The organism is Micromonospora sp. NPDC005299, from assembly GCF_042872345.1.
Taxonomy (GTDB): domain Bacteria; phylum Actinomycetota; class Actinomycetes; order Mycobacteriales; family Micromonosporaceae; genus Micromonospora.
The window spans coordinates 65,473-77,978 of sequence record NZ_JBIAKG010000018.1 but is presented as its reverse complement, the minus strand read 5'-3'; the positions used below and the strand labels follow the sequence as shown (position 1 = coordinate 77,978).

Below are 12,506 nucleotides of genomic sequence, written 5' to 3'. Positions count from 1 at the left end.
TCCACGGCGGCTGTTCACCCCTCCTCACGGCCGAGCACTCTAGTCGATCGTCCATCAAGGACAAGACCCCTAGATCATTCTGTTAGGAGTTCTTAATCAGGATGGCGAGCTGCTGGCAGGCGTCGGCGGCGGTGCCAGCATGGCCATATCGACGAGGAAGGAGGCGACTGCGCCCGTAGACGTACGACCAGCCCAGACGGGATAACCGCCGTCGCCCCAGCCGGTATTGAAGGCGATGAGGTTGGCGCCCGAGGCGGGATCCTGCAGCTCGACCGGGCGGTCCGCCTCGGCCACGTAGTAAGAGCCTGGGTCCTCCTCGGTCCGTTTGGCCATCGCTTCAAGCGCCACCGTGTCGAACAGGGCGATGGTGGCCACGTCGACGCCGACGGTGAAAGCCTCGCCCTCGCGAAGGGTGGCGGGGTCCTGGCCGGGTCGCAGCGCCATCTCCCAGGCCGCTACCGGCTCGTCACGGATCGCCAACTTCGCCGCCGCGACGCGCTTGTCCTCCGGCCACTCGACCAGAGCGAGCGTCAACGGATAGGTGCCTGGCGGCACGGTTGCGGTAAAGGATGCAATGCCCAACCGTTCCCAGCTCATCAGCCAACTGGGGTCAGCTGCGACCAGCTTGCCGCTGGGCAGATGCAAATCGCCCGCGGGCAGCGTCCTCGCGGTCGCCCACTGCCCACCGTCGAGCAGGTGCCGTGACCCCGGTCGGAACAGGTTGGCTGTCTGCTCAGGAGGCGGCCACGGGCTGGACTCGTCGGGCGCCAGGGAGCGAGGGGTGTCCGGCCGATCAAAAGGTGAGCGGGTCGAGCACCCACCGAGGAGGATTCCGCCACCGCTGGCCGCTGCCGCGAGCGCGAGCCGCAGCGTTTGCCGTCGACTCCACATCCGTGCCCCCTCCGGTCGATGAAGAGCTCCCTCAGGATGATCTACGACAACACCCACCGGAGCGTCACTCAGGTCCTGATACCGATCTGTCACGCAGGTCCCGAGACCGGACACGCGTAGGTCGGAAGGAACACCAGCTCCACCTGGTTGGCGGCGCACCAGGCACGGACCTCGGGGTGCTCGTGCGGAGAGAAGTTGTCCAGGATGAGGTAGAGCCGGTCGTCGGGCCAGCGGCGGCGCAGGGTCTTGGGAAGGCCAGGAACTCGCGCCAGCGTTTCCGGTCGCGGATGCGGTAATGCAGCTTTCCAGTGGCCAGGTCGAGGGCAGCGATCATGTGCCGCACGCCCTGATCACGGGTGTAGGTGGCCCGCAGCCGCACCGGCTGGCCCAGCGGGCGCCAGGCCCGGCCGGGGCGGGGCTGCAGGTTCAGCGGCCCGAACTCGTCCACGCACAGCACCCGCCCGTCCGCCGGCGGGTGGTCGTAGAGGTCCAGGATCGGGCGCATCTTGGCCGTGAACTCGGGGTCGGTGCTGGCCTTCCACGTCTTGGTGGCCTGCCACGACACGCCACGTTCATGCAGGATCCGCCGGATCCTCTCGACGCTGATCGCCGCGGCGTAGCCGGATTCGATCAGGTGGTCGCGGGTCCTGGAGACCGCGCTGAACGAGGAGATGACCGAGCACCTCGGCTATGAGAAACACGATCCGCCTGGGGCGGGGTTGGGCAACATCCGCAACGGCAGCCGGCCGAAGACGGTGCTGACCGGTGCGTCGGGGCCGGTGCAGTCGATGTGCCGCGGGACCGGGCGGGCACCTTCGAGCCGCAGATCGTGCGCAAGCGACAGCGTCGCTTGTCGGGGGTCGACGAGGTGGTGTTGTCGCTGTATGCCAAGGGCCTGACGACCGGGGAGATCAGCGAGCACTCGCGGAAATCTATGGCGCCTCGGTCAGCAAGGAAACCATCTCGCGGCCGTCCGTAGGAGGCTCCGCGGGCTCGGCCCCGTGGTCGCCTGGCGCGTGAATGCGGACCGGCTCGCCGAGCCCGCGACAGAAGTTACCGGTTTTGCGGAATTTGACGGTATAGGGGGTGTTGCAAACATGGCACAAGCCGTATGGCTACCCACAGCGATGTGCAGCAGCATGCAGGGAGGCTCTAATGGGGTGGTTCCTGTGGTCAGCGCTTCCAAGGCGATTCGTAATTTCCGCCAGTTCCCCGTGGCAGCCCAGCGATCGGCGGATGCGGCGGCCGAGGAGCGAGATCAGCGTCTTCGAACGATCACCAAAAAGCGCAGCAGCAAAGCCGAGAAGCTGTCGGCCGACGCGAGCCGCCGACTGCGACACCTGCTCGGAGACGACAACTGGGCGGACCTGAGGGATCTGATGCGGCAGGAGCGGATGACCGTCCGTGACCTGCTTCAGCCGCCCCACGGGTTGACGTCGAGCTACCGCAAGCTGAACAGGGCCCGGAAGCGGAAGGCCGACGCCTTCCTGCGAAGTCGAGACGTCCGGCGTGAGGCGATCATCACGATAGCGACGGACTACCACCAGGCCATTGCCGACGTCTTCACGACCGACGACAACATCAGCCCCGGGTTCCACCTCTCTAACAACCTCGACAAATGGCTGAGCCTGTCTCCCTTCCACGACCGTGCCCTCCCCTGGGGAGTCTTGGAACCGGACGACAGCGACGACCCGCACCGGTGGGAGGTCTTCCGGCCGCCGTTCTTCGGGTTCAACTTCGGGTTCGTCCCGGTGCACAACGACAACTTCGTCGTTGATCGCATCCATACGCTGAATCCATCCGTCGGGGACGTCGGCATCTCCATCACAATGGGCGACGGCGACGCCGGCGACTTCGACTACGCGTCCGGCGACGGCTTCAGCGCGGTGGCCTTCGCGTTCGTGCCGCCGACGACCGGCCTCGTCGAGGTCCTCATCGACGCGCAGTGCGTCCAAGCGACACACCGCTTGGAGACGACGGACGAGTGGGGATGGTCGAACTCCAGCACAGGGCAGCGAAACTTCCTGATGCTCGACGTCCTGCACCCCAGCGTGTCCGAGCCCTCGTACGCCGAGATGTCGGCCTTCGACGAGGCGACCGACGACGACGAGAGCTTCCTGCAGGAGAACTTGACCCGCGGTGCCCACTACTTCGCCCAGTTGTTCAGCGCCGGCCCGGTGCCCGCAGGCCAGTCCGTGATCGTGTGCGCCGGGACACGTTCGTTCGACTTGAGCGGCACGAACGACGTGTCCATCGAGAGCGCATCCGACTTCCGGTGGTTCATCAGCTCGGTCGAGATCCGCATTTCACCGTAGCCCTTCACCACCGCCAGCGTGTGGTTCGCCGGTCGGTCAGGCTCACCTTGCGGGCCCCGTCCCATCGCGCCGCGAGGACGACGGCGGCCGCGCACTGTTACGGTCAGCGCTGTGCCCGTCGACAAACTCCGGCATCAGGTCGAGTCGGCCCGGGTCGCCCGGCTGGCCACTGTCGGAACCGATGGCCGTCCCCACCTGGTGCCGGTGTGCTTCGTTCTGCTGGGCGACGTCGTCTACCACGCCGTCGACGAGAAGCCCAAGCGCCACCGGCAGCTGCGCCGCCTGGCGAACATCCGGGCGACCGGACATGCCTGTCTGTTGATCGACGAATATGACGAGGACTGGTCGCGGCTGTGGTGGGCCCGGCTGGACGGGCACGGCTGGCTGGTGGAGGACCACGCGGAGGAGGCCGCGGTCCGCGCGGCGCTGGCCGACAAATATCCGCAGTACCTCCGGCGGCCCCCAGCCGGGCCGGTGGTCGCGATGCGGGTGACCCGCTGGTCGGCCTGGTCTGGGGCGGAGGCGGCAGCGGAGCCGGCCGAATGAGGGCCGGTCACAGTGTCAGCGGGTCGGGGCGAGGGCGCCGAGCACCTCGTCGGCCCGACGCAGCGACGCCTGCGCGTCCGCACGAGGTGAGCCGATCTCCGGATCGAAGTTGAGGTCGACGAACAGTTCGGTGATGCCCGCCTCCGCGAGCCTGCGGAAATCCGACCGGATCTGATCGAGCGTGCCGGTGAGCGGCTCCCGGCTGGCCGGGCCCGTCGGACGGACGCGGACCGCGCCACGGCAGACGAATCGCAAGGAGTGATCGCGCCCGGCGTCCGCCGCGGCGGCCTTGACCATCGCGACCGCCTCGCCGATGCTCGTCAGGTCCGCCTGGCTGCCGCTGACCCAGCCGTCGGCGAGCCGCCCCGCCCGGTGCAGCGCCGCGGGCGCGTGACCGCCGAGCAGGATCGGCGGGTGTGGCCGCTGCACCGGCTTTGGCTCGAGACGTGTCGGCGGTACCTGGTAGAACTCGCCGCGATGCTCGACGACGTCGTTCTGCCAGAGAGCGCGAAGCACCGCGAGAAACTCCTCGGCTCGATGGCCCCGACGATGCTTGCTCGCGCCCGTCGCCTGGTACTCCTCGTCCGCCCAGCCAAGGCCGAGTCCGAGGTCGAGCCGTCCGCCGGCGAGGATGTCGAGGGTCGCGGTCTGCTTGGCCAGCACCACCGGGGAGATGAACGGCATGTCGAGCACCGCGACGCCGAGCCGGATCCGCGTGGTGTGAGCCGCCAGGAACGCCAGCGTGGTCAGCGGGTCATGGACGCTGTGGTACGTCTCGCTCCATTTGCGGTCAGCGGGCACCAGGAGACGCTGGAACGTCCACAGCGAGTGGTATCCGAACTGCTCGGCGCGGCGGGCGACGTGGATCATGTTCTCTGGTGTGGCCCACGAGCCGGAGACGGGCGCGGCGAATCCAACCTCCACCCCGGCACGGTACCCAGTTCTATCCCGTCAGGCACCGGAACCACAGCGATCCCGTCAACGTGCCCGACGGCCGCAGCTCCGGCTCGTTCCTCACCCTCGACGTTCCCGCCGTGACGGGCGGACGGGCCGCATGGCCGGGCGAACGGTGGCGACGAACAAGGCCAGGGCGACGGCCTGAATGCCGGCCACGGTGACGATCATGGCGGTGATCGAGTAGTCATAGAGGGCGCCGGTGAGCAGCCCACCGACCAGGGTCGCTGCGCCCAACCCGGCGGCGAAGATTCCGTATGCGGTGCCCCGCCTGGCAGCGGGGACGATGTCGGCGATGGCCGCACGCATGGTGGATTCCTGGATGCCGAGCACGGCGCCCCAGGCCAGGACCCCGGCGACCGCGGTCGCCGAGGTGGTGGTGAAGGCAGCCAGCGGGATCAGGGCGGTCAGCACGGGTACGGCGGCCAGCACCCGGAAGCCGGCCCGGTCATACAGCCACCCGGAGGCCAGCGCGACGATCGCGTCGACGCCCATCGCGGCGGCGTACACGACCGGGACCACCGCCACCGGTACGACGTGCCGCGTGGCGAGGTGGAAGCTGAGCACGCCGAAGGTGGCGTAGCCAGCCGTGGTCAGCACCGTGAAGGCCAGATAGGTCCAGAACACGCGCGGCAGCCGCACGCCCGGCGGGGCGTGCGCTGCACCGGGTTGAGGGCCCGGTTCGAAGCGGCGCGCATCGGGCACGCCGGCGCGCAGCCACAGCAGCAGGAGCATCGCCGCGACAGCCGGTACGGCCAAGGCGAGGAACGCGGGCCGGTAGTGGTAGGCGGTGGCGGCCAGAACGGCGGCGACCAGCAACGGCCCGGCAACCGCCCCGGCCTGATCGAGCGCCTCATGGACGGCGAAGCCTTTGCCACGGCCCACTGCCGAGGCGGCGTGGGAGATCATGACATCGCGCGCCGGGCCCCGGATCGCCTTACCGGCACGCTCCGCGACAAACAGCACCGCAGCCAGCCACAATGCGCTGGTCAGCCCGAGAGCGGGCACAGCGACCATGGTCACGATGTAGCCGACCAGGACAAGCGGCCAGTAGGCCCGGGTCCGGTCGGCGAGGGGTCCGGTGCCCAGCCGCCCGGCCAGGGCGAACGCCTCCCCGGCGCCGGTGATCAGGCCGACGAGGGTCGCGGATGCGCCGAGGGTGGCCAGGTAGGGGCCGATGACTGACCGCGCGCCCTCGTACACCACATCCGACAGCAGACTGACAACACCGAACGCGGTCACGAACCGCCACGGCGTCCACCTGATTGTCGGCGCGGCGATCTTCACCCATGCAGTCTGGCCCAGCGGCAAGCGGGCCGGGTCTGGATCAGCCGCCCGATGCGGGTTACCCGCCGGCAACGGGCCACGAACGAGCGCCCATGCCGGAGCGGAGCGTTTGCCCAGATACACCTCGGGCAATCGCGCCGTGGAGCACGGTCGACGGGAGGAGCAGGCAATGAAGATCCACGACCCGGCCAGCCAGGCGATGCAGAAGGACTACGACGTCACCGACATCGAGCGCCTGATGGGCAAACGGGACTGGAAGAACTACGACGACGTGATCAAGTGGCTGAAGAAGGAGGGCGATGAGGACCGGCGGTTCACCCCCGGCGAGGTACAGCACATGATCGACGACTTCTCCCGAGCGCGGGACAAGGGGATGGACTTCCCGCAGGAGCCCGAACAGCTCTACAAGAAGCTGAAGAGCAGCCGATAGGGCGTGCAGGGACGCTTCGGTCATCAAAGCGTCCGGGTCGCGCTGAAGGACGGCTCCCAGTGCGACCCGGCACGCCCTGCAGGCGGCACGAGCAGGGACGTCGCATCGATCTACAAGCCAGGGGGCGTACGGGGCATGCGGGGCAGCGTCGCGGTGAAGCCCGAGGTGACCGTCGGCGAGTCGGCGGGGCTGGCCGACGTGGTGTGGGACAACGCGCGGCGCAAACCGGACACGGTGCAGTTTCTGCGCCCGGACCCGGACGTCCGGTCGTGGCCCGCGCAGCAGTCCGGCGTCGGCGACGCGGGTGCGGTGACCTGCCGGCAGTTCCGCGACGACGTGCGGGCGTTGGCGCGAGGACTCATCGCCGCAGGGGTCGAGCCAGGGGCCCGGGTGGCGTTGATGAGCCGCACTCGCTACGAGTGGACCCTGGTCGACTATGCGGTGTGGACGGTCGGTGCGGTGACCGTTCCGGTGTACGACACCGCGAGTGCCGATCAGTTGGCCTGGATCCTGGCCGACTCCGGCGCGGTGGCGTGCGTGGTGGAGACACCTGCTCACGCCGCGATGCTGACTGGCGTGCGGGACAGGCTGCCGGGGCTGGGGCAGGTGTGGCAGATCGACGCCGGTGACCTGATTCAGGCAGCGGCTCGGGGCCGCAGCGTCGACGACGAGCAGGTGCAGGCCCGCCGTGGCGCGGTGTCGGGCGGGGACGTGGCGACGATCGTGTACACCAGCGGGACGACGGGCCGGCCGAAGGGCTGCGTGCTGACGCACCGCAACATCGGTCTCGACGTCGGCAACGCGGTCGCGGTGCTGCCGGAGTTGTTCCATGAGAGCGCGTCGACGGTGCTCTTCCTGCCGTTGGCGCACTCGTTCGCCCGGATGATCCAGGTGGGGATGGTGCAGACCCGGGCGACGATGGTGCACAGCGCCAGCATGAGCGGCGTGACGGATCAGCTACGTCGATACCGGCCCACGTTCGTCCTTGCGGTGCCGCGAGTGTTCGAGAGGATGTACAACCGGGCGCGGCAGAAGGCCATCGAGAACCACCAGGGTCGCCTCTTCGCCATCGCGGACCGGGTGGCGGTGCGGTACAGCCGGGCCCTCGACCGCCCGTCCGGCCCTGGCCCGGCGCTGCGGCTGGCGCGGCGGGTCTTGGACCTGCTGGTCTACCGGAAGCTGCGGGCGGCGCTCGGCGGACGGTGCCGCGTCGCGATCGTCGGCGGCGCCCCCCTCGGTGAGCGGCTCGGGCACTTCTTCCGCGGGGCCGGCCTGACGGCGCTGGAAGGGTACGGGTTGACCGAGACCTCCCCGGCGCTGGCGGCGAACCAGCCGTCGGCGATGCGGATCGGCACGGTCGGGCGGCCGCTACCGGGCGTGGAGTTGGCGATCGCCGACGACGGGGAGGTCCTCGTCCGCGGCGAGGTCGTGTTCCAGGGTTACTGGAACAACCCGTCCGCCACCCGCGCGGCGTTCACCGCCGACGGCTGGTTCCGCACCGGCGACCTCGGCAGCCTCGACGACGACGGATATCTGCGTATCACGGGACGCACCAAGGAGATCCTCGTGACCGCTGCCGGCAAGCACATTGTGCCCGCACCGATGGAGGATCGGGTACGCGCGGACCCGCTGGTCAGCAACTGCATGCTCCTCGGCGATGCCAAGCCGTACGCCGCGGCTCTGATCACCATTGACCCGCAGGCATGGCTGCGGTGGCGGACCGCTCACGGTCACCCGCGCGCATCGGTGGCGGAACTGCGCGACGATCCCGCCCTGCGCGGCGACATTCAGGCTGCGATCGACCGGGCGAACAGCTCTGTCTCCAAGGCGGAGGCGATCAAGACCTTCCGAATTCTGCCCGACGACTTCAGCGAGGCCAACGGTGAACTCACCCCCACCTTGAAGATCAAGCGTGAGGTGGTGCAGCGGCACCGCGCCGCCGAGATCGAAGCCCTCTACACCGGCCACTAGGGCGCATTTCTTAAGAGCGCTGAGACAGCATCCCGTCCCGAGCCCGACCCGTCCTCAACTGCCGCCGACCGCGCGGCGTCCTGGTCGGATCGCGGCGGGGGCGCATCCCGCAGCAGCACCGCCACGACCACGCCGAACAGCAGGCCCGCGGCGGCTTTGCCCAGGAGGAGCTCCACATAGAAGGTCATGGCCAGTACCCGCCGATGACGCCGCCCAGGGCAGGGCCGATGTTCAGGCCGTAGGCCGGCCCACACCGACGCGGCGGGCTGCGTGGCCCATGGCCTGAGCCATCCGCGAGGGCAGCGAATTCGGGGGCGGAATCTGCACAGGACGCACCCGCCCGTTGTGCAGTGCGGTGAACCGCCAGCCACGGTCGGTGCGCACGGCGACCAGTGTCTGGCGGGACAGGCGTCGCTTGGGCAGCTTCGAGCGCCAGGGCATCAGCACCGAGGCGGTGCCGTGGACGATCGCCACCCCTGAAGCGACGTGCCGGATCGACTCGACGTCACCGACGAGTGCGGAACCGGCGAGCACGCCGCGGAAGAGCTGGTCGTGGGCGTTCTGCATGTCGAGGCGGCCGATGGCGCGGGTTCCGTCGTAGGAGACGTAGTCGGAGTCCTCGGTGAAGCAGGCCCCGTAGGCGACGGCGTCGTTGTCGGTCCAGGCCTGCATGAGTCGGCCGAACAGTTCCTGGATCTGGCGGTCGTCGGTGGTCATCGCGCCCTCCGCAAAACTGGTATCGTTTCGATTGTCGGAAACTACGATAGCAGAAGGTTTCGAATGTCGAAGGAAGGTCTCGTCCGGGACGTAGCGATGCAACTGCGGCTGCTCCAGCAGAGCTTCGACGCTTTCGACGAAGCGGCCGCCGCTCGGCTCGGCCTCAACCGCACTGACCTGCGCGCGATGGATCTCGTGCTCGCCAACGGGGGTCCGCTGTCGGCGGGGGAACTCACCAGCGCCCTCAAGCTCAGCCCAGCGGCGACCACCACGGTCATCGACCGCCTGGAACGCGCCGGCCTGGTCCGCCGTGCCCGTGACGCCGAGAACCGACGGCGGGTCCTCGTCACCGCAACGGACGCCGCGCGCACCGCTGAACAAGACATCTATCTACCTGTCGGCGCTGCCGGAGCACAGGCCCTCGGCAGGTACAACAAGGACCAACTCGCCACGATCCTCGACTTTCTACAGACCGCCCGCCAGGTTCAAGAAGACCAGGCGGCGCGGGTCAGCATGGTCCCCGCACCGCCCCAGGGCCGCTGATCACGCCGGGCTCACGAGTGGGGCGGTGTCAGGCGCGGGCCGCGGTAGGGCAGGGTGGCGCTGTAGACCACGTTGGTGGTGGTGCTACCGAAGGCAGCGAGTTCGTTGACGACCTGTTCGAGGTGTGCCATCGACGTCGCGGCCACCTTCAGCACGTAACAGTCGTCTCCCGTAGTGCGCAGGCACTCCAGGATCTCCGACCGTCGCTCCAGTAGCCGGTGCAGCGGTTCGTGCCGACTGCCGGGGTACTTCAGCCGGATCACCGCGAGCACGGCGAAGCCCGCCTTGGACAGGTCTACCTCGGCGCGGTATCCGCTGATCACACCGCTCGACTCCAGCCGCCTCACCCGTTCGCTGGTGGCCGACGCGCTCAACTGGACCCGGCGGCTGAGCTCGGTGATGGGCAGGCGGCCGTCCCCCTGCAGTTCGGTCAGGATGGACCAATCGATAGCGTCAAGATTCTCGGCCATAGGGCAAATCTACCGGCGGATTCACGGCGAAGCCCAGCAAAGGCCGGGAACTATGTGTTCCACCCCGGATGCGTGGCGGCTAGCGTGGGACCCGTGCAAATTGGTGTGAACGTACCGAACTTCGCCCCGGGCACCGACCCCGACGTGCTGCGACAGTGGGCGCAGACGGTCGAGGGCCTCGGCTTCGACCTGCTGATGGTCTCCGATCACATCGCGGTGACCCCAGACGTGGCCGAGCAGTATCCGGCACCGTTCTACGAGCCGTTCACCACGCTGTCCTGGCTGGCCGGGGTGACTCGCCGGGTCCGGCTGGGTACCACGGTGCTCATCGTCCCGTACCGGCACCCGCTGCTCACCGCCCGGATGGCGGCGAACCTCAATCGGCTCAGCGGCGGCCGGCTCGTCCTCGGCGTCGGCGTCGGCTGGGCCCGGCAGGAGTTCGAGGCGCTTGGCGTGCCCTTCCGGCGGCGCGGCGCGCTGACCGATGAGTACCTGCGCGCCATGCGCGACGCCTGGCGGAACACCGACGACTACGACACGGCCGCGATCCCGATCTGGGTCGGCGGCAACAGCGACGCCGGCATGCGTCGGGCAACGCTGCTCGGTGACGCCTGGCACCCGCTGAGCGTTACGCCCGGATGGCTGGCGGACGCAGCCGGGCGGCTGAAAGCCAACGCCGACGAACTCGGCCGCCCGGTGCCCGCGTTGACGCCGCGCATCAAACTCCGCGAGACCCGAGAAGCGGTCACCGCTCCGGACCGGCTCGCCGGTGTCGGCACCATCGACCAGATCATCGCTGACATCGACCAGATCCGTCTGCTCGGCGCGGAGACGGTGGTGCTCGACCCGTTCAACGGCGACCTGACCGAGATCCGCCAGCCCGAGCGCGCCTGGCAGACCCTCGCGGCCGTGGCCGCGTACCACAAATCCCAGGAGAACCGATGACCCCCGACGACGAGAAGCTTCTCCGCCGTGCCGTGGAACTCGCCAGCAACGCCGGGGCGTCCGGCGAACGGCCGTTCGGCTCGTTGTTGGCCGGCGCGGACGGCACCGTCCTGATCGAGGACCACAACACCGTGGTCTCCGACTCGGACATCACCGCCCACCCGGAGCTGAAGCTGGCCCGCTGGGCCGCTCGGGAACTCGCCCCCGACCTGGCGGCCGCCACCACGATGTTCACCAGTTGCCAGCCCTGCCCGATGTGTGCGACCGCGATCGCCCGGTCCGGCCTCGGCCGGGTGGTGTACGCCCTGTCCGCAGAACAGTTTGAGGAGATCAAGCCGGCCACCCCGCCGCTGCCGGCGGTGCGGTACGAGGGGCCGGCGCTGTTCGACGAGGCGCGCCGGCCCATCGACAACTACTACTAGGGCGTGTGTCGAGGTCTTTGCCAGGTGGCCGGCGAGTGCATGCATAGCTGGGTGACTGCGATGCGGTGTTGAGCTGGCGGGCACCGCCTCGGTTGAGGCGGAACCTGGTTCGGTTGCCGGTCCAGACTGGGACTGGCGCCATGCCCGCGTGCATGGCGAATGCCGCGAAGGTGCGGAACCGGGCCACGCCTACGGTTTCGGCGCTGATCTTTGCGGCGGTGAGGCCTGCGCAGCCGGGAAGCTCATCTCCTGGATCATCCCGCACCCACCGGTTGTAGCCTCGGCCCCTATGAGTTGGCTGCCTGACGACTTCGTCCACCCCGTCTACGTGCCCGTGCCCAACACTGCGCTTCACCTGCGACCGATCCGGGAGGCGGACACCGCGCTCGACTACCCCGCCGTGATGGGCTCCCGAGAGCGCCTGTGGGAGATCTTCGGCCCGGCGTGGGCCTGGCCCCCAGAGACGATGACCTATGAAGAGGACCGCATCGACCTGCTGCGGCACGAGAAGGAGATAGCCGCGCACCAGTCGTTCAACTACGCGCTGCTGGACGAGGAGGAGACCGCGATCCTCGGCTGCGTCTACATCGACCCGCCCGAGCGCACCGGCTCCGACGGCGAGGTCTCCTGGTGGGTGGTGGACGACCTTGTCGGCGGCGAGGTGGAGCGCGCGCTCGACGCGCTGGTGCCGCAGTGGATCGCCGCCGACTGGCCCTTCCAGCAGCCCCGCTTTCTGGGCCGCGACATCACCTGGCCGGACTGGCTGGCGCTGCCGCGCACCTCGTGACACGTCCCGGGCGGCGCCCGGACAGCGGTCAGGATCGGCACGGGAAGCAGCTAAGAACACCGCGTATCCCCGTCACTGGCTGGCGATGCAGCAGAGCATCGCCGAGCCGAAGACCAGCCGGATCGGGGTCACCAGCACGTGGTCGGTCGGTGGGCGGGGGTAGAACAGCGTCATCCACAGGCCCGACAGGGCGGCGGCGAGCCCGCACTGGTTTCGCGGTGCCCGCCG

At 69.0% G+C, this 12,506-nt stretch carries 14 protein-coding genes and 2 pseudogenes; 9 read left to right on the top strand and 7 right to left on the bottom strand.

Annotated elements, in window-relative coordinates; all coding sequences use genetic code 11:
* Nucleotides 1-96: 96 nt before the first annotated feature.
* Nucleotides 97-891 carry a DUF4241 domain-containing protein gene (locus ACFYPD_RS32055; RefSeq protein WP_387121852.1) on the bottom strand — a complete coding sequence of 265 codons (795 nt, stop codon included), beginning with the start codon at nt 889-891 and terminating at the stop codon, nt 97-99.
* A 644-nt stretch (nt 892-1,535) separates the two neighbouring features.
* Here ACFYPD_RS32055 and ACFYPD_RS32050 point away from each other — a divergent pair.
* The 3 genes and pseudogenes from ACFYPD_RS32050 to ACFYPD_RS32040 form a co-directional block, all read left to right on the top strand.
* A pseudogene (locus ACFYPD_RS32050) lies at nt 1,536-1,860 on the top strand (transposase); the annotation flags it as partial.
* A gap of 191 nt (nt 1,861-2,051) precedes the next feature.
* Nucleotides 2,052-3,206, top strand: a complete 1,155-nt coding sequence (locus ACFYPD_RS32045; RefSeq protein WP_387121849.1) for a hypothetical protein — start codon at nt 2,052-2,054, stop codon at nt 3,204-3,206.
* Nucleotides 3,207-3,317: 111 nt separating this feature from the next.
* Complete coding sequence (locus ACFYPD_RS32040; protein ID WP_387121846.1) at nt 3,318-3,752, top strand: TIGR03668 family PPOX class F420-dependent oxidoreductase; 435 nt, start codon at nt 3,318-3,320, stop codon at nt 3,750-3,752.
* A gap of 15 nt (nt 3,753-3,767) precedes the next feature.
* On the opposite strand, the gene ACFYPD_RS32035 is transcribed toward ACFYPD_RS32040, so the two are convergent.
* Together ACFYPD_RS32035 and ACFYPD_RS32030 are read right to left on the bottom strand one after the other, a co-directional pair.
* Nucleotides 3,768-4,676 carry a TIGR03619 family F420-dependent LLM class oxidoreductase gene (locus ACFYPD_RS32035; RefSeq protein ID WP_387121843.1) on the bottom strand — a complete coding sequence of 303 codons (909 nt, stop codon included), beginning with the start codon at nt 4,674-4,676 and terminating at the stop codon, nt 3,768-3,770.
* Nucleotides 4,677-4,766: 90 nt separating this feature from the next.
* Nucleotides 4,767-6,116, bottom strand: a complete 1,350-nt coding sequence (locus ACFYPD_RS32030) for an MFS transporter (protein WP_387121840.1) — start codon at nt 6,114-6,116, stop codon at nt 4,767-4,769.
* A 46-nt stretch (nt 6,117-6,162) separates the two neighbouring features.
* On the opposite strand from ACFYPD_RS32030, the gene ACFYPD_RS32025 reads away from it, so the two are divergent.
* Nucleotides 6,163-6,423, top strand: coding sequence for a hypothetical protein (locus ACFYPD_RS32025; RefSeq protein WP_387121837.1), 261 nt, complete (start codon nt 6,163-6,165; stop codon nt 6,421-6,423).
* 135 nt (nt 6,424-6,558) lie between these two features.
* Nucleotides 6,559-8,394 carry an AMP-dependent synthetase/ligase gene (locus ACFYPD_RS32020; protein ID WP_387121834.1) on the top strand — a complete coding sequence of 612 codons (1,836 nt, stop codon included), beginning with the start codon at nt 6,559-6,561 and terminating at the stop codon, nt 8,392-8,394.
* On the opposite strand, the gene ACFYPD_RS32015 is transcribed toward ACFYPD_RS32020, so the two are convergent.
* Together ACFYPD_RS32015 and ACFYPD_RS32010 are read right to left on the bottom strand one after the other, a co-directional pair.
* Complete coding sequence (locus tag ACFYPD_RS32015) at nt 8,391-8,582, bottom strand: hypothetical protein (protein WP_387121831.1); 192 nt, start codon at nt 8,580-8,582, stop codon at nt 8,391-8,393. The two genes, ACFYPD_RS32020 and ACFYPD_RS32015, sit on opposite strands and share 4 nt — an antisense overlap.
* A 43-nt stretch (nt 8,583-8,625) precedes the next feature.
* Nucleotides 8,626-9,111, bottom strand: a complete 486-nt coding sequence (locus tag ACFYPD_RS32010; RefSeq protein WP_387121828.1) for an SgcJ/EcaC family oxidoreductase — start codon at nt 9,109-9,111, stop codon at nt 8,626-8,628.
* A gap of 63 nt (nt 9,112-9,174) precedes the next feature.
* Here ACFYPD_RS32010 and ACFYPD_RS32005 point away from each other — a divergent pair, with 63 nt between their 5' ends.
* Nucleotides 9,175-9,654, top strand: coding sequence for a MarR family transcriptional regulator (locus ACFYPD_RS32005; RefSeq protein WP_387121825.1), 480 nt, complete (start codon nt 9,175-9,177; stop codon nt 9,652-9,654).
* 11 nt (nt 9,655-9,665) lie between these two features.
* Here the strand turns inward: ACFYPD_RS32005 and ACFYPD_RS32000 are convergent, their stop codons facing one another.
* Nucleotides 9,666-10,124, bottom strand: coding sequence for an Lrp/AsnC family transcriptional regulator (locus ACFYPD_RS32000; protein ID WP_387121822.1), 459 nt, complete (start codon nt 10,122-10,124; stop codon nt 9,666-9,668).
* Between the two features lie 93 nt (nt 10,125-10,217).
* On the opposite strand from ACFYPD_RS32000, the gene ACFYPD_RS31995 reads away from it, so the two are divergent.
* Together ACFYPD_RS31995 and ACFYPD_RS31990 are read left to right on the top strand one after the other, a co-directional pair.
* Nucleotides 10,218-11,069 (top strand): LLM class flavin-dependent oxidoreductase, encoded by an 852-nt coding sequence (locus tag ACFYPD_RS31995; protein WP_387121819.1) that lies wholly within the window; start codon nt 10,218-10,220, stop codon nt 11,067-11,069.
* Nucleotides 11,066-11,491: a nucleoside deaminase gene (locus ACFYPD_RS31990; RefSeq protein WP_387121816.1), complete on the top strand. Its 426-nt coding sequence runs from the start codon at nt 11,066-11,068 to the stop codon at nt 11,489-11,491. The genes ACFYPD_RS31995 and ACFYPD_RS31990 overlap by 4 nt, the downstream gene beginning before the upstream one ends.
* 61 nt (nt 11,492-11,552) lie before the next feature.
* Here the strand turns inward: ACFYPD_RS31990 and ACFYPD_RS31985 are convergent.
* Nucleotides 11,553-11,735 (bottom strand): annotated as a pseudogene (locus ACFYPD_RS31985) (transposase); the annotation flags it as partial.
* Between the two features lie 45 nt (nt 11,736-11,780).
* Here ACFYPD_RS31985 and ACFYPD_RS31980 point away from each other — a divergent pair.
* On the top strand, nt 11,781-12,278 hold the full coding sequence (locus ACFYPD_RS31980; protein ID WP_387121812.1) for a GNAT family N-acetyltransferase: 498 nt from the start codon (nt 11,781-11,783) through the stop codon (nt 12,276-12,278).
* Nucleotides 12,279-12,506: the final 228 nt, after the last annotated feature.